This is a genomic window from Spirochaetota bacterium (assembly GCA_038043445.1).
Taxonomy (GTDB): domain Bacteria; phylum Spirochaetota; class Brachyspiria; order Brachyspirales; family JACRPF01; genus JBBTBY01.
In genome coordinates this window covers 1-18564 of the sequence record JBBTBY010000081.1, presented here as the reverse complement: position 1 = coordinate 18564, position 18564 = coordinate 1, and the positions used below count along the sequence as shown (strand labels likewise).

Below are 18564 nucleotides of genomic sequence, written 5' to 3'. Positions count from 1 at the left end.
GATGCGCCGCAGTAAAACACGCGCCGACATCACGAACATCGTCTCGACGGTGCTCGCGGAATTCCCGAAGTATGTGAATTCCTACGGGTTCAAGTACTATCCCACATCCTCAGACGACCCGCACCCGTATCTGACCGTGTATGCGACATTCGTAATGACGCTTGCAAAACAGAAGGGATACGCTGTCGATAACGCACTGTTCGATAAAGCGTTCGCGCGGGTAAAGGAGTACGCGGACGGCGGCGGCAGTTATGAGAAAGGATGGTTCTGGCAGTCGAGCGGCGAGGAATATCACCGATGGCTTGTGCGTGCATTCGCGCTCTATGTGGCGGCGATGAACGGGCATTACAACGGCACAGCACTTGAAGAGGCATTTGTCCGGCTCAAGGGCGGCACTGCCGATAACGTGAGCGCACAGGCGTATCTTCTTAAGGCGGCATCACTTTTCCCGAACGCCGGCAAACGCCATGTCGTCGATCACATTGCGCAGAATTTCTTCTCGCGCATGCGCCTGGATGGCACCATGGCGCATTTCAACGGCTACTGTAACTGGGGGTGGTTCTACTACTCGGATGTCATCGTCACGTCGGTAGCGTTCCAGGCACTCCTTGATGCGAACGTACCGTTCCCGGACGATCACAAAGTGATACGCTGGCTCATTTCCATGCGCAAGGTCGACCATTGGCAGACGACGCATGAGAACGCCATGGTGTTCTGGGCATTTTCCACCTATCTCAATAAACGGGAGAAGGATGACCCCTCGTTCTCCGCGAACGTGTCATTCGCAGGCAGAGAGCTCATAAAAGCACAGTTCGCATCGCGCACGGCAAAGGCGGTCACGAAGAGCGAGCGCATCGAGGCGGCGCCCCCCGCATCGCTTTCACTCGCTGTCGAAAAGACCGGCACAGGAACGCTCTACTATAATGCGCGCTATCAGTACTACCTCAAGCAATACCCCCCGCGCCGCGAGGCAGGCTTCTCTCTCTCCAAACGCATCACCGACTACGACACGGGCAAGGAAGTGAAGAATAACTTTGTCCGCGGGAAGCGCTATGTCGTTGAAATAACCGTGCACACACCGGAAGGGCGCACATTCGCCGTACTTGACGATATGCTCCCGGCAGGGTTCGAGGCGGTCAATCTCGATTTCGCCACCGAGGGGAATGAGAAGAAGGTGCAAGAGGGTTCGGATGCGTGGTGGGGTTCGTTCTTCCATAAGGAGAAATACCGCGACCGCGTGTTCTTCTCGGCGGAGTATCTCAGGCAGGGCTCGCATCGGCTCACCTATGTGGTCCGCGCGACGGTCATCGGTACATTCTCGGTGCCGCACTTGAAAGTGGAGGAGATGTACAATCCGAGCGTATTCGCTTATCTCAGACAGGCCGATGTCACGGTGGTCGATGGGAAATAGAGTTCACCCCTATCCCGTGCGCGAGTCGCCCTCCAGTCTCGCGCAGCTCTGCGCCATCCTTGGCGCACGCCCTGCTCCTTTCCACCCGTGGCGGCTTTGCCACCTGCTGCGTCAGAGGCGTACGTCAAAGAAGGGGAGTGAAGAAATTAGAAAAAGCGCCCCCCCTTCCCCTTTAAAAAGGGGGAAGGGGGTTGGGGGGATAGGGGTTGCTACTATCTCGACAACCCATCTTATACTGCTGATCTTCATTTTACTCCCGCTCCCGCAGGGTTATCTCGCCCTCGCCGACAGCGCCGTGGTGCTGTACGATAAGGACGATGTCCCGTTCACCGAATTCACGCCGGGGATGACCGGGCTATCCACGCCGCTTGCACGAAGAGCGATACCGGATGAATTCGTAAAACTCCTTCTCTTCACCGAGGACCGCTCGTTCTATTCGCATTGGGGCGTCGATATGCGCGGCATGGCGCGAGCATTCGCCGCGAATGTACGCGCCCTCTCCGTCGTGCAGGGCGGATCGACCATACCGATGCAGTATGCCAAGCGCCGTCTCGGTATACGCCGCAACAATATCGCGACGAAAGCGTTCGAGACGATCATGGCCGTGCGGATAACGGCGCATACGAAAAAGGACGATATACTTACCGCGTACTGCAACAGCGTGCGCATGGGCAACAACGTGTCGGGCATAGGCCGTGCGGCACGTGTGTATTTCAGGAAAGAGCTTGTGAACTGCTCGCTCTTTGAGTTCGCCGTGCTTGCCGCGGTCATTCGCGAACCGGGTATCGCCGATCCCTGGCGTCATCCCCTCGCTGCCGAGAGAAAAGCAAAAGCCATCCTTACGCGGTATGCTGCAACGAGCGCCGTGTCCGCTGATGTCCTGTCGAACGCACTGGCAGCCTCCGTGATACGCCGTCCACCGGAGCGCCTTTTCAGCGCCGAGCATTTTTCGATCTCATCGTACGCAGCTGCACGATCGCTTGCCGGCATTACGGTGTCTGCGGTCTATACGACGCTTGACCGGAAGATACAGTCCATCGCTGAGGATGCCGTCCGCGACCGTGTGTCGCATCTGGCGAAGAAACACCGCATTGCGCATGCAAGCGTCATCATCATCGACAACCGCACGCTCGAAGTGCGCGCCATGGTCGGATCGCCGGATTTTGACGCACCGGAGGGCGAGATCAACGGCGTGTTCATCAAACGCCAGCCCGGTTCGTCGATGAAGCCGTTCGTGTATGCGGCAGCGTTCGAATACCGCATTGCAACGCCGGCGACCGTACTCCCGGATACCGAGCGGAGCTTTCCCTCCACGATAGGGAAATATCTCCCGCGCAATTACGATGAGCGCTATCACGGCCCTGTACGCGCTGCTGTCGCGCTCGGGAGCTCCTACAATGTACCCGCGGTGTGGCTTCTCAATACGACAGGGCTTCGTACCGTGTATGAGGAACTCAAACATCTGCATTTCGATTCCATCGATCGGCCGCCGCAGCATTACGGGCTCGGGCTCGCGCTCGGCAATGCAGACATATCGCTCTTTGAGCTTGCGCGCGCGTACGCCGTGTTCGCCAACAGCGGCGAATACCGCGATGCATCGATGCTGCGCCGTGTTCGCACGGGTATCGATACGGTGCAGGTGCGGGAACGCGTGCCGGTGCGCGTGTTCTCGCGGCAAACGGCATTTCTCATTACGCACATACTTGCGGAGTTCAAATACAAAACGGCGGGCTTCGGCATACACTCGGCGCTCAATATGCCCTTCCCGGTAGCGGTAAAGACCGGCACATCGAAGGACTACCGTGATAATACGGTGGCAGGCTATACGCGCAATTACACCATCGGCGTATGGGCGGGGAATTTCAGCGGGCGGTCCATGGATGCGCTTCCCGCGGCGCAGGGTGCAGGCCTCATCTTCCGTGACATCATCGCCGGGCTCTATAATGCCGGCATCGATATCGGACAGGCCGATCTGACCGTGCCGAGCGGTGTTACGCCGGTGCGCATATGCACGCTCTCGGGCATGCGTGCGCATATGCAATGCCGCGAAAGTATGATCGAATATTGTCTTGCGGACACGGTGCCCGGTATGTGCACGTGGCATACGAACGGCAAGACAATGCTTCCGCCGGAATATGCGACATGGCTTGGCGATACCGGAAGGAATGCCGATCTTGCGCCGTCGTCCGGCCTTCATATCGTGCGGCCGGCGGATAAGGATGTTTTCAACATCGATGCATCGATGCAGGCGCGTATGCAGGAGATAGAGCTTTCCGTTTCCGGCGATACGGACGGTGTGGCTTGGTATATCAACGGCCGACGGTATGCGGAAGGAAAGACCGTGTACTGGCGGTTAACTCCCGGCGATATACGTATCGAGGCGCGCGGGAAGAACGGTGCAGATTCGGTCGTGATAACCGTCGTAAGGAAATGACCGCTACTTGAGCGGGACTATCTTTATCCAATCGAGGTTCATCCCGCCGCCGCTGACGTTCACAAGCGTGAGCGTGTGTTCACCCTTTTTGAGCGGAATGCTCACCCCGCCGGTTTTTCCCGCAAAAAACGCTTCCTTCCAATCGTCCCGTGACGAGCTCCAGCCCCCGGTCGGGGGGAAGAGATAATTATCGTCGCCCTTCACTTTTGCATCGTCAATGAGGACAGCGCGGCGTATACCGCCGTCCTCACCGCAGGCGTAGCGTACCAGAATGCCGTAGCGGCCGTCCGCGGGGACACTGAACGTCCAGGAAAGCGCATGGCCGTCATCATTCCACATATTGAACGATCTGCCCGAGTTCGCGATCTTGTCCACGATGCTCACCGTGCCGTTCTTCTGCGCAGAAAAAGCCTCCGCCTCGATCATGACGGCACTTGCCATCACCGGCTTGAAATTCTCGCCGATACCGTAGACGATATCCGGCTCCCCTTTCTCCGGCGTGAAACGGACGATCACCGTTGCCGCGGTCGCGTTCGACAGCGCCAGAGCGAGCTTCCTCATGCCGGTATTCTTGTTCTGACCCGTCGGATCGGGAGATGACGGGAGCGGCGCGGCGTTCATGACGGAGAACCGCGCGTCCGCAGGAGAACGTATTTCTGCACGGAGCGCAGCATTCGGAAGCGTCAAGAGCGCTTTTTTTCCACCGTCCTCGATCGTTACTGCGGCACGGGTATGCGCGAACCACCATATCGTCGACGGCTCTTCTGTTTCAATGACATCGGTTATTTCTGCTGCAGTGCGGTTCTCCACGAGCGCTGCGGTGCGAACGATCTTCTTTGCCTTCGGGCGGTACGCATCGCTGAGATCGACGGATGCCTGCGCGGATGCGGGTATCGATTCAAAGCCGCTTATCACTGACACCGCTTTTTTGTACTGGCCGGGCTCATCGGAAGGGTTTATCACGATGGTATTATGCCCCTCGGGACGTATGCGGTAGAATTCATGATGCTTGTACGAATGCGAGTATGCAATATAGGTCATCCATTCGCTCCCGAGGTCATCGATGAAGCGCTGTCCGCCGCTGTCGAGCACGAAGCTCCCGAGATCGTAGTGAAAGTGCGGTGTGCCGTTCTCTCCCGCCTTAAGCCCGAGGTAGATCGCGTTCGAGTCGGCCCACGAACTGCAGAGCACCGCCACTTCGGTCTTCCTGAAATGTTTGTCCAGCGCTGCAGCGGACGGCGGTACCGTTTCAAGCGATGCGTCGAAATACATGAGCTCTTCGGCAGCGCCTGTGATGCGTGTTCTCTCAAAGGCGTGATAGAGCGGATTCCTGAATTTCTTCGCGAACCAGAAAAGCTCGGGGAGCGATCCGGTCTTGCCGGAACCCGCATCGGCGAAGTTGAACGAGTAGCCGCTCGGTCCGGTCGTGTACACGGGGAAATCGCCGGACTTGCAGAAGCCCGCGAAGGCATCGAGTATCCCGAAATTCGTACCGCATGCGGATTCAATGCTCCCGATGAGCGGCACGAGATACTTGATCGAATAATGCCAGTAGCCCGGCCCTTCATACCACGCGCCGTCGGGTTCGAATTCCTCCATCACCGGCTGGAACGATGCGAACGCGTTCGTGATGAGATCCACGGCGAGATCGGTCTCTTCATCGAAAACAGCGAGCGCGCCGACAACGGTGCCGCCGTTGCAGACGAAGTTCCAGTTATTATCGCCGTTCACCCACCAGTGGCTCGGTCCTTTCCCGCGGTACGCCGCCGCCGAATTGGTAAGCCCGAGGTTCACGAGCGCGGTACGTATGATATTCCGCTCATTATCGGTCCATGAATTATAGAGCCAGTCATACGCGATGCCGAAGGCATGCATGAGCTCGGCGGTATCGAGATAATGGCGCGGGTTCCAATCCTTGAATTTCGCAGCTGCATCGAGCTCGGTAAAAAGCCGTGTCTTATACCGCTCATCGCCGTCAAGAAGATACATCATGCCGAGCGCGTAGGTGCGCCCGAGCACGCGGCGGCTTGTCGTAAGGAGACGAAGTCCGTCGGGTATTTCGTATTTCGACGGAGGCTCAGTGAGCGTTTTTTCCGCGCGCGACTTCAGCATATCGTATGCCTTCTTCGCGGCGGCGTTCGCACGGATGTCGTTCTTTATACGCGCTATGTCTGCGTCGGTAATGAGTATGCGCGGATGTTTCTTTGCTACGAGCGACTCGAGCGTTTGGCGCGCCGGCGGCGGTATCGCAACTTTTCTCTCTTTGCCCGTCGGGCCGATCTCGCCTTTCTTGAGCGTTATCGCGTCGAGATAGAGTACGGTATCCGGATGCGCCGTAATGCCCCATCCATTCGCATTGAAGGTTATCTTGTCGATCTTGCCGAAGCCCGCGGGCTCGCGCGTCTTGTCCATGACCGCGAAGGGTATCGTCACTTCTTTCCACCCCGTCCAGTCAACGGTGAATTTTTCCGCAAGATACGAGAACTTCGCCGGGTCAGACTTTGAATCGAGTATCACTATCACTTCCTGGCGGGTGTTCTTTTCTGAATATACCCACACCGAGAGCGCATTGTACCCTGTCCAGTCATGCGGTATCTTATCGGTCGTGACGGCGCCGTTCTTCGGGAGATTTGCCCAGCGCGCCGAGTATTTTCCTTCCTTCACGTTCTTTTCCGAGCGTTCGGCGCCGCTCCAGGCATCGCTTTCGAAACCGAATGCAGCGAGTGTATCCGCGCCGAACCCTGCCGGGGCTGTCGCTTCTTCGAGCGAGAGCGATGCGATGATAACCTCGCCTTTGTACGTGCTCGTTGTATATGCCCACACCTGACAGAAAGCAGCGTTCGCGGGAGCCTTTACATCCCATTCGCAGGAGGTCAATCCCCGGCCCCCGTCGAACCACTTCATCACTTCGGGATTGATCTTCTTCTTGTCTTTGTCATGCCAGTTCATGTAAAGCGCGATACGCCCTCCCGCGATAAGCGCCCGTTCGCGATAGGTCTTCCCTGCGGCAACAGGAACGAATTGCGATATGCCGAGACCGAGCTTGGGATTATCGTCGATGAATTTCAGCGCGCGAGTGCCCTCGACGGTGACGACCTCGACTTTCGTTGAAGTGCCGTCGGGCCCCGGACCGTACCCCCATTCGTCGGGGGTGCCGTTGCCGTCCGCATCAGCGAACATCGGGTTCTTTACCAGGCCCTCCGCAGCGAGCATGCCTGCGCAGAGAATGATGAATAGACAGCGCATTGTTCCCTCCATTTTTATTGCCATGGCAGATCGACGATGCCGTACCATCATTTCGGCGCCGCGGCGCCGACGTCCTCGAACTCGAACGACTCGATGAAGGTCTCGCCGGTATTCGAGCTCCATGAGTATATCCATGCTTTGCACGTCACCGCACCAGCCGGCGCCTCTGCGCTATGTTCCGCGGGGGTGAAGCCGCTACCCGGCTCGATGCGTTTTGTTACTTCCTTGCCGATCTGCTTTTTATCCGCATCGTACCAGACGAAGTAGAGCGCTATCGGTGAACCCTTGAGCACCGCACGCTCGCGGTACCAGCGTCCTGGCTTTACCGGGATGAGCTGCTGAAGTCCCACGCCGTTCTTTGTATCATTATCGACGATATGCATCGCCGCTTTCCCGTCCATCTGAACGCGTGCGGTCTTCGTCGCCGTACCGTTCGGTGCAGGACTCAATAGCCACCCGTCCGGCGTCCCGTCATTGTCCGCGTCATCGAAATTCGGATTGGCATTGAGTATATCCTTCCCTGTCGCAGGGACGATGCGTATCCAGTCGAGATTAAGCCCGCCGCCGCCGCTAACCATGGTAATGGTGTGCTCACCCGCGGCAAGTTTCACCCTCAGTCCGGACATTTTCGCCGCGAGCCAGACGTTCTTCCAGTTGTCAGTATCCGAGCTCCAGCCGCCGGTTTCGAAAAATTGGAATGCGTTCGTCTCAGGGCCGATCGGTTTTCCGTCGATGGATACGGTACGCACGGTCGGATCGGCGGCGCAGTAGCGGAGCGCTATGCCGTATTCACCCGCTTCCGGTGCGATGAATTTCCAGGAAAGCGTATGCCCCGGTGCATCCCAGAGCTTTATCGATGCGCCCGAATCGCCCACTTTCTGTCCGACGGCGACCGTGCCGCCGGATTCGGAAGCGATGTCCTCCGCCTGAACGGTCACGGCCTTCGATCTTTCGGGCGTGAATACGCCGAGATTATCCGCACGCGCTTCATTATCGATCTTCCCGGGCAGCGCATAGTCCGAAGGGTTCACGCGTCGAATGCGCAACGTAACCACGGCGCTTTTTACCGGCTGTTCCAGATCGATGCCGATGCGTACAGGTTTTGACAGCTTATACCCCATGTCCTCATCGATGATGGATTCCCGGAAGGTGAACTTCTCGCTCCCGGCATTCACTTTCACTTCAAGCGCCTGTTTTCCGCTGTAGATGAGTATCGTATCCGGCGCCGTCTTCATCCACTTGTCGTAGGTAAGCACGGCGGTGCCGAAACTCATCGCCCGCTCTGCGGTGAACGTATCGCTTACCGATGCTGATACCGCGGGTGAGCGGTGGAACACGAAGGTGCGTTTGAGGCCGGTGACGCCTTCCACCTCGTCATACGCGCTCGTAATGTCGATGATGAAACGGTCGGATGCATCCGTGAATGCCGTCTCCACGATCTTCGCCTCCGCATCGCGCCCGGGACGCTGGAATTTCCCGTCGATGACGGGGACGCTGTGGCCGAACGAACTCAATGCCCTGCTCTCATAGCGGCGCGAGCTGAACGTGCGCGCGGTATACACCTCATTGCCCGGATCGACGATGAGCGGCATCTTTGCACCGGCAGCGGCAATGACGAACGATCCGAGATCGTTGTGATTATGTTCTTCCGCGTTATGCCCGCCCTTGAACGACACGGCGATAGCGTCGGGTGATGTTTCATCCATCGGACGGCAATTGAGAATACCCGCCTCCTCGAAGAAATCGCGGATGCTTTCGCCTGCTTTCGGAACGAATTGCGGATACGGCTTTGCGGTATAATACATCGACCGCGGCATGAATGTCAGCGCTATCGACTGCGGGTCGCCGACGGCATACGGTGTGCCCCTGGTCTGCCATGCGCTCATGGCGCCCGGCTCATACAGGCGGTCCATGAGATACATTATCCATCCCGACGGTTTCGCGTTCGGTCCGCAGTCCGCATATGCCGGATACAGTTCGCCGGCAAGTTCCATCCGTTTCCCGAAACGCCCGATAGCGGCGACCTTCGCGTTGTTGAACCAATCGACCTTCCCTTTCGTGGCGATGTGTATGCCCGCGCTCAAGAGCACATAATTGCCGAAACCGTAGCCCCAATAGCCGATGCCCTCGGTGCAGTAGCCGTCATCGGTCATGCCGTTCAGGAAGAAGGGAAGTCCGATCTCTGCGCCGTGTATGAAGAGCGCCCGCTCCTCGGCGCTTTCAACGACAGCGAGCGCGGAGAGCACGACGCCTGCATGGCATACCGCGTTCCAGTTATTGTTGCCGACCATCCACCAGAACCCGTCGCGATCGGTGCCGCTCACAAGCCGCGTTCGGTACTGATCGAGTACGCGGCGATGAAGTTCGCTTACGATCGTCTCGCGTGTTTTCGGCGATAATCTTTCACCGAGCATGCGGTATACGCCGGTGAAGAGGAGCGCGCGTGCTGCCGCATTGAGATCGACCTCGAACCGCTTGCCGTAATAGTTATTGAGTTTGCCGTCATGCGCGGCCAATGTCCACGACGGATCGGACGCAAGCCCCTCGACGGCCGCTTCGATGGTGCTGATGAATCGTCCCTTATCTTCTATGCATTCGGCAATGAGGAGGTCGCGGAGATGTCCTGCGCGCCGTCCCGTCATGGAATCACCAATGCGTTTGCCCTGCTTTGAATACGCAAGATAGTCATCGTCGTTCCAGGGCGGTAAGCCGTTCTTGAGCTGCCGCTCCCCCGAGTCGACGAATTTCTTCGCCTGTTCGGCGTCGATGCTCTGCCATGATGCGCGGTCGCGTATCGGCGGTACGAGCACGGCCTCGGGCTTCTCGGGAAGCATTGCCGCTATTTCCTTCACGCGCTTCATGTCGGGCATCGGTGTGCTTTTCTTCTCCGCTTTCATATCGGGCGCCTCCCCGGGGATAAGACGCATGTCATCCATATACAGTGTCGACTCCGGATGCGGCTTCAGTCCCCAGCCGTCCACCGTTATTGATATCGAATCGATCTGCTGCCAGCCTGCCGGATCACGGCTTACGCCGAATTTCCTGAACGGGAGCTTCACCTCTTTCCATCCCTGCCAGTTGACGACGATCTGTGCGCTGAAATAGGAGAATACCTTCGGGTCGGTACGCGAGTTGAGTATGATGATCATCGTCTCGCCGGTGTTCTTCTCGGAGTAAATCCACAGACGCATCTCGCTGAAACCGCTCCAGTCATGGACGAATTTTTCCGTGCCGATGGACTTGTTCTTCTCATGCTCCTTCCAGAGCCCGGACGTTTTTCCCTGCTTCTTCTGGACCGAGGAAAGCTCTATGCCGCTCCAGTTCGCCGCCTCGAAGCCGAACGTGGCAAGCGAGGCGTCATCGAGCGCCGCGGTAAAAGAGAACGATACGGTAATGATGCGAACGAGTGCGGTCCGGATAGAACATGCCTTCATCTATTCCTCCGTGAACGATGCATTGCGGATAAGACTTTCACCGATGAACCCTTTCGCGGAATAGAGCCACAGCTGTGCATAGCGGGCATCCGCTGCCGCGGTCTCAGTGATCGATAATTTTTCGTAGCCGCTCGATGGCTTCTTTTGCACTGCATTGTGCTCGGGTTTGATCAATTCCTTCTTGTCATTGAGCCAATTGATGTATATCGCGATGGGGCCGCCCTTGACCGACGCGGAGAATGAGTATCGAGCCCCGGCGGTGACCGGTACTGTCTGCATGACGCCGACGCCGGCATTCGCATCCTTGTCGGTGAGGCGTAGCGCTTTATCTGTCAGGACCATATCGGCGAACGTTGTCGTCCTGTTCGGCGCGAAGTGGAATATCCAGCCTTCCGGCATGCCGTCACCATTCTCGTCGGCGAATGTACCATTGGTGATGTGCTCGACCCGCGGAGTGAATGCTTTTTTCACTGCGGGTATTTCGCCGAGTATCGCACGTCCGACATCGATGCCGTTGATCGAAAGGAGATGCTCCGGTTCGGCGCGCATGCCTTCGCGGCGAATGACCGTTCCCTTCTCGATATCGGCGGTGAGGGAGAACGCTCCTTGCGCGCCTGCACGCAGAGAAAGCTCGCTCCCCGTACGTTCTGCAGAAGCAGTGCCCGCGATCGCGTTCTTCCTGAACTCTGCAAAACGCCCGTCATCGGAAAGTCCATCTGCTGCAGCGGCCCAGAACGCGGCGGCGACACGTTTGCCGGTGTTATGCATATCATGCTGTGCCGTCAGTCGAAGCGCGCCGTATCGAAGCCCGTCATTATAGAGCGTGAACACGGCAGGACCATCCGGGGTGCTCGCGTATATCGGGCGGAGCATGGCGGCGGCATCTCCCCGTCGAATGATGAGCGTCGCGCCGGTCGGTATCGGTATCGCATCCGAAATGCTGACAGTAAAATCGAACGGCGTGAGATTTACCGTTCCCGTGCCGTTCTCCGCGGTGCCGAGATCCATGAACGATATATCATCGATGAGAATATCGGTGAGTCCCGATGCGCGTGAATATATCCATACGAGGCACGATACTGCGTCCGCCGGGGCCTTCTCGATTAAGTCGTGCGTCTCGAACGATGCTCTGCCGCCGGTGACCGGCTTGATCCGCTCGGGCTCGATGCGCCGTTTGTTCCTGTCGTACCAGTTCATATAGAGCGATATCTCACCGCCCTTTGCGCGAATCGACTCGCGGTAATAGTGCCCCGGGGCAACGCTCACCATGCGCGATACGCCCACGCCCTGCCTGTCATTCCTGTCGATGACGGAGAGCACGGGTCTCCCATCCTCCATTTTCGTCGTTACGAATGTCGTTGCATCATCCGCCGACGGGTTCATCTCCCATGCGGTGTACGTATTGTGCACGGCGAGCTTTGTATCATTCAGCCAGTACTCGGCGTCGGCAGGGAGCGATACGATCGATTCCACGCCGGTCATGCCCGGTGCGTTCGTCGCTGCTGAAGCGAGCATGAGCACTTCGTTGTCGCGCTGAACGCTCGTGACGAAGGGCTTCAGATGCAGCGCCTTCATATGGCCTGATCCTTCCATGGTCTTCAGGAAGCCGTAATGGTCGCTTCGGCCGTCCATGAAGAAATTGATCTGCGGCGTTTTTTCACCCGCGCCGAGATCGATCACGAGCGGCGCCTTGTCCATATCCCAGTAATTGAATTCTGCGCTGGCGATGGAAAAACCCTTCCCGAGGAAGTGGGATGCCCGCTGATCTGGACGGTCGCCGCAGCGCTGATATATGAAACGGGGGATCGGTGATATGACATACGCGCCGATGCTATCCGGCGGCTGCCAGAGCACGGCGAAGTCCATAGGCATTTCCGCATCCGTTTTTCGGCTTATGCCGGGGAGAAATCCTGATGCAGCGACCATTTTATCAAGACTGCCGTGGCCGTAGAGCCTGTCGTAATCGCGGCTGTGCGCCCCGCCGATACGTCCGCTCGGTACATACCAGTTCGCCATAATGTCCGTCCAGAGATAGATGAGCGCAGCCTTCGCCGCATCGCGCGCGTCGGCACGTTTGGCATATTTGTGTATGAGTACGAGATTTTCCATGTCGACCGCATAATAGGTGGGGCTCAGATATTCGGTGATGCCGTTCTGATACGTGAAGGCAAGCCATTCATTGAGCGTACGGTATCCCTCTTCCGTCGCGTCCTTATCGCTGAGTATCTCGCCAAGTGCGATAAGATTCCATATCTTCATAAGAATGATGTTCGAGTACGAGAGCCGAACGCCATGCTTGCGCACCCCGACAAGCGATGTTCGGAGCAGCGATTCGAATTCCTTCCGTGTTTCCGGACTGAGCTTGTCTCGATAGTAGAGCCAGAGGATAGTCGCCTGCTGCATGACGAATTCGACCGCATTCCTGTCCTTCACCTCGGTATCGCCCCAATACCAGAACATGTTCATATGGCCCTTGCTTTTCTCGTTCAGCTCCTGGAATCGTTTGAGCCAGGCTATGAGCTTCATTATCCGTTCATCGGGGGCGTCAACAGCGACGGAATTAAGGAGGAGCGTCATCGTCTCCCGCGCGCCGGTACCTTTCTTGAGATCGTTCCCGGCAAACAGCGGCCATTGGCGGTCAACGCCTGCACGGAGAAGTGCACGAGCCTCATCGGTCCCTGTCCACGGCGTCTGTCCGAAGCACAAGATGGCACACAATGGAATGCATATGAATACGATTAATTTCATGCCGATACTCCCGGGATCAGTATACGACAAAGGGGGATATGATGTCATTGTATGTTTGAGACACCAGATTGTCAAAATGCGACATTCGGACCGCCCGAAGCACCCCGCCGTCCGGAATGCTCCGGTTAACAGGAGCATTCCGGATAGCGGGGTGTTTTTATTTGTTGTTCATTGGATGGATGTTGCCCGGAAGCATAGGACGGTCGCCCAGATCGTTCGGGTAATCGTTCGGCATTGCGTACGAACGCCCCGGGAATGCGGGTGGGTTCCCCGATCGTCCGGAGAGCCGCCCCGATGGTGCAGGCGGTCGTTCGGGAGCGCAAACGATCGCCCGGGGGCTTCGGGCAGTCGTGTTAAGAGTGCGGACGACCGGACGGGTGCGAGAACCATCGCCCCGTATGTATGGGCATCCGTCCCGTCGATGTGCCCGATCGCCCGGGCATTGCGCGTGACAGTCTGAGAGCTCCGGATAACCGTCCGGAGGCTTTGGAAAGAAATGTCACATGCCAAGCCGTTAAGGCCGCAAAGAAGAACACTCACCTCCTCGGGGCTCCTCCTCTCTCACGGGGATGTTACAGGAGGAGAATAGTGTCCTAATGCAATACATGTTCAGGCCGAATCTTCATTTTTTCCGTGTTTAATTATATGTGCAGACAGCATGGGTCCCTCCCCTTCTCCATCGCTGTACCCGGTGATGGAGAAGGGATGGGGGTGAGGTGTGTTGCCGCGGGAAATAGAATATCGGTGAATTCGGGCGAAATGACACTGCATCAATTTCAACGGGGATTAGGCGAAAACACCCGAATATGATCGAGATTCATACCGCCCTCGCCGGAAAGGTTCGCCATGCGTATGCGATGCGTACCCTTCGTGAGATAGATCGGCACCGGCGTGCCCGACGCATCGCTTAATACCGGTTCACGCCAGTCGTTCGCGGTGCTGCTCCATCCGCCGGTGGCATCGAACGATATCTCCCTGCATGCTTCATGGGGATACGCATTATCGATGGTAAGATCACGTACGGGCATCATTTCCGAGCAGTACTTCACTGACATATGATAGATGCCGTTTTCCGGCACCGTTACATCCCATGCTATCCAATGCCCCGCATCGTTCCATTTCCGTATCGCCTGGCCTGATGCGGCGAATTTATCGCAGGCTTCCGCTGCACCTTTCCCCTGTTCCGCCATGTTCTCCGCTTCCACCGTTATGGAAATACCGCGTGTCGGCCGTGCGTCAGACGGAATGGTCGCAATCGGGAGCGAGGGCCGCTGTGCGGAGCGGCGTGTCGCCCGTTCCCTGGCGAGTGTGTCGGCATATACGGAAGATACAGCAAGTTCTATGCGTGCACCGGGCGTCAGAGCGGCCGTGATATCGTTGCCCGTGCGCTGTATCGATGCCGATCCCGAACGTGTATGGTCGGGGGCGAGCGTATATGCGGAGATATTCCCAGCAGCGTTCTTCAGCGTGACGGCGGCAGCGTTCTCGCCGCATTCGATATAGATGCCGCCATCGTTCATGCGCTCAACGGTCGCGGTCGCTTTCCTGCTCAAGGTGAACGCATTGCCCCGGTATGATGCATGCGTTCCATTCACGAGCATAATGCGTATCGCCGTATCATTCGATGATATCACGGTGCACGCGCCGTCGGATGATATGCCGTCGATGGAAAGCTCGCCCGAGCCGATGAGTATCCTGTCAACGCCGTCGGCTGTTGCGCATGCGGCATAGAGCGCGCCCGCGGGCAATCGGGTGCCGTCGCCGATGACGGAGCGCACCGCACGCACATATTCGTTCGTATCGCGATATGCCTCAATCGCCGATATATAATGCGTCGTGAGTGCCTGCCTTCGCGCGATGACAAGCGGTACCTGTTCGCGTACGTTCACGCCGAAACCGGTCGCTGAGATCATCGTGTTCCCCGCCGCACCGTCCATGGCGATATGCACATTCCTTTCGCCCTTGCTGAAGCGTACATGCCATGCGTCATCGGCGGTGACAGCGGAGCAGTTTTTCGCGTGCTGATATCCGTCCTTATCGCCTGCGGATTTGATCGGCGAGAGCGCGCGGTCGAATGTCGGTGTTCCATAATTATGCCATACCCAGTCGTACTGATGCTCCTCGGTGCTTTCCGCAGAATCCACGATGAGCGCATAGCGGTCGAAGAGCACGACACGGCGTGTGAGCGTTACACCGTCGTAAGCATCGCGTACGGCTGCAGCGACGGCGCGTATATGCGGTGAGCGAGAGAACCATGCACGCGTTCCCGCGCAGGGGTTCTGCGAACGTCCGTCGACGGTGAGCGTGTTGTGGGCGAACGATGTCTTATACCATTCCGTATGGAGCGGTGCGCCGTAGCTTTCAAGACAGCCCGGATCGGGCGCGAGCATCTCCCCGAGGGCGTGGGACACGACGCTCAATTTATCGAAATGTCCGTGGAAGCCGCCGTGCGGTCCGAATTTGAAACCGATATACGGATCGTCCGCGGTCATCCCTGTTCGAAGCGCGGCGATACCTGCATCGGGGAAGAGCGCCGATGAAAGGTCCGGCATGGCGATCGGAGCGTTCACGCCGAATACACCGGTGGCAAGCGATGCTATGCCGCCGCGGCCTGAGCGCGACAGCACCCAAGCGAATACATCGTCGCGGTAACGTGCATATGCCACTTCGTAGAACGAGCGTTTCCCGAAGATGGATATCGGTTTCTTGTCATCGCCGAACTGCGGGAGCGTCCATGACGGGGTCGCCGAATATATCGATGATGTGAAGAGGGGCTTGAAACGCGGATGCGTATAGAGATCGATGCCGGCACGATAGGCGAGTTCGGAGAAGGCGATGAGCGCCTGCAGGGCATAGAAATGATACCCCCACGACCCCTCGTACCAGATGCCGTCGTCGCCGAAGCTGCTCTGCATCTGCGCGAGAAAGCCGCTTTTCCCGTTCACTGCTTCATCGATGATGGCAGTATCCTCGAGCGCAAGTCCGCATGCGAGCATTGCCGCGTTATGCCATGACTGCCAGTTTCCCACACCGGCATCGTTCTTCACTATCACCTCGTACACCGGTCGGAAGAGTTTTGTGCGAAGGGTTTCCTTCTGCGAAGCATCGAGCGTTCCGCGTATTGCGGCATATGACTGTGCGAGATCTATTATCCACATCGACTCATCGAGCGTCTGCGGGAACACGCGTGCCGCCGCCCGCCCTTGCTTTCCGTTCACATCATGCAGTTCGAACGATGCGTACTTTTCCGCATATCCCGAAAGTACGGCGAACACGTCCTTTGCGTACGCGCTTTCACCCGTAAAGAGGAACGCGAGCGCGCTTTTTTTCGTCCTGTCGGCAAGACCGCTGTGCACTGCCATGAGCGGTACGGAATCGAACGGTTCGCCGCTGTATTCCGCGCCGCACAGCGGGCAGCGGTGTTTCGTCGGCGATACCGTCGTGAGCATGCTGCTGTCTTTTTTACAGATGTACCAATAGGTATGCTGCGCTCCGCGGTCGGGGATAACGGGCGGGTTCTTCTGCTGCGCCTGTGCCGCGGTAATGAGCGTCTCTATCGACTTGCGTATCGTCTCGTCGGCAGGCATGGCGCTTTTCATGCGGTTCACTTCATCCCGCGTGAGCAGGAACGAATCGTAGACGATGACCGGCGGCAGTTTTTTCGCGGTATACGGCTGCATGACGGGTATGCCCTGCGACGGCATTGCCGCTGCCGGTTTCGGCGCTGTGACCGTAAGCGACAGGTCATCGACCTCAAGCACGGCGGTATCGCCCGAAGACTTTGAGATATTGAAGAATATGATCGTTATTTTTGCCGCTTCATCGTCGGTGAGCGGTGCTTTCCCGCGGAAATCGGAGAGCCTGATGGTGTATCGTTTCCATGCTTCTGTTGCGGTGTACGACGCTGAATATTTCACTTCAGCTGTTCCCGCGATATGACAGAGCGTTATCTGAAGCGTTGCATTTGCTGCCCCGCGTGCGAAGAACGAGATGGCATTCCAGGGGGCGCGTATCGTTCCGGCGGGTATCATCTTCCTCGCCCAGGTGTACGATGTTTCGGAAAAGTCCGCGGCAATGCGAAGCACCTGCCCGTGTTCGGCGGCAGCGACAAGCGAAACACCGGCGTTCTTCCGTGCGTTCACGGTTTTTGTATCAAGTGAATCGAAGCGATCGAGCATCATATCCGAGGCGAAAAGCGAGGCGGTGAGCACTGCGAATGCGATGACGGAGCATCGGGCCATGGTATCACTCCAAAAAAAGCAACCAAATGGTTTTATTTAGTATAGTAAAGGAAACCGATATTGTCAAGGCGCATACACGGACTGTCGCGAAAATAGAGAACAAGGGCTCATGCGCCCTTGTTCTCTATAAATGCAGGCAGTTCTGGCGTCCGGTTTTCAAGTGTATCCCTACCCATGCTTTTCCGCGGCGGTTTCATAGACCTAATACGGCTGCAGCAGCACCTTTTCATAGGGGAGCCCGGCGAAGGCAAGAGAAGCCGCTACCGCAGCCCAGACTATAATGATGACCGCTTCGCCCGCGATAAGCCCCAGGAAGAACGGTTTTGCCGATCGCAGAAGACGCGAGCCGCCGAATCGTACGACAAGCCCTTTCACCGCCCAGCCGATGAGTATGGAGAGCCAGCTCATGTTGCCGAAGAAGGTGAGCGCGAGTATGATGCCGATGGGGTGAAGCGGCCACGCAGGGAACGTGACGCAGAGCCATTGGAGCACGCCGGTGAGCACCGCGCCGGCTGCGAGATGGAGCGGGCGATTATGCGTAACGCTTTTCGTGTACGTGCCCTTCTCAAAGCTGATAAGGTCGCGCTGCGCATTATCGAGCACGCCTTTGCCCCAGGTGAGCGAATCGCTTCCGCCCATGAACGGCGTAAAACGGTACGCGCTGATAAGATGTACCGCCCCGCAGATGACCACTCCCGAGAGCGCTATCGCGATAAGCCCGATAAGGAGGCGTGAGCGTGCCTTTTCGCTCATGTTTTTCGGGAGAGCGAGTGCTTGGAGCGCGAAGGCGGGAAAACAGGAGCGCGTTCCGTACATCGTGAATATGGCGAAAAAGGCGTTAAAGTATACCGGCACTGCGGAGAGCCATGACATCGGGAGCACGTCCATGCCCATGCGTGCGGCGGGTTCCACTTTGATGAAGGGCGTACCCGTCTCGGCGAGGAATCGCATGATGAGCACGGTTATAATGAAGCCCATGAAGACATAGAAGAGAGCCCACACGCCGACACCGAACCAGAGCATCCAGCCGATCATACCGCCGCAGCCGAA

7 protein-coding genes are annotated in these 18564 nt (G+C 57.4%); 2 read left to right on the top strand and 5 right to left on the bottom strand.

Annotated elements, in window-relative coordinates; all coding sequences use genetic code 11:
- Together AABZ39_12740 and AABZ39_12735 are read left to right on the top strand one after the other, a co-directional pair.
- Nucleotides 1–1411, top strand: a 1411-nt coding sequence (locus AABZ39_12740) for a hypothetical protein (GenBank protein MEK6795639.1), incomplete at its 5' end; no start/stop codon positions are given.
- Between the two features lie 295 nt (nt 1412–1706).
- Nucleotides 1707–3845 carry a transglycosylase domain-containing protein gene (locus AABZ39_12735; protein ID MEK6795638.1) on the top strand — a complete coding sequence of 713 codons (2139 nt, stop codon included), beginning with the start codon at nt 1707–1709 and terminating at the stop codon, nt 3843–3845.
- A gap of 3 nt (nt 3846–3848) precedes the next feature.
- On the opposite strand, the gene AABZ39_12730 is transcribed toward AABZ39_12735, so the two are convergent.
- The 5 genes from AABZ39_12730 to AABZ39_12710 form a co-directional block, all read right to left on the bottom strand.
- Nucleotides 3849–7091 carry a heparinase II/III family protein gene (locus tag AABZ39_12730; protein ID MEK6795637.1) on the bottom strand — a complete coding sequence of 1081 codons (3243 nt, stop codon included), beginning with the start codon at nt 7089–7091 and terminating at the stop codon, nt 3849–3851.
- A 47-nt stretch (nt 7092–7138) separates the two neighbouring features.
- Nucleotides 7139–10525: a heparinase II/III family protein gene (locus AABZ39_12725; protein MEK6795636.1), complete on the bottom strand. Its 3387-nt coding sequence runs from the start codon at nt 10523–10525 to the stop codon at nt 7139–7141.
- Nucleotides 10526–13273: a hypothetical protein gene (locus tag AABZ39_12720; GenBank protein MEK6795635.1), complete on the bottom strand. Its 2748-nt coding sequence runs from the start codon at nt 13271–13273 to the stop codon at nt 10526–10528.
- 776 nt (nt 13274–14049) lie between these two features.
- Nucleotides 14050–17514, bottom strand: a complete 3465-nt coding sequence (locus AABZ39_12715; protein MEK6795634.1) for a heparinase II/III family protein — start codon at nt 17512–17514, stop codon at nt 14050–14052.
- 201 nt (nt 17515–17715) lie between these two features.
- Nucleotides 17716–18564, bottom strand: an 849-nt coding sequence (locus AABZ39_12710; protein MEK6795633.1) for a DUF6785 family protein, incomplete at its 5' end; no start/stop codon positions are given.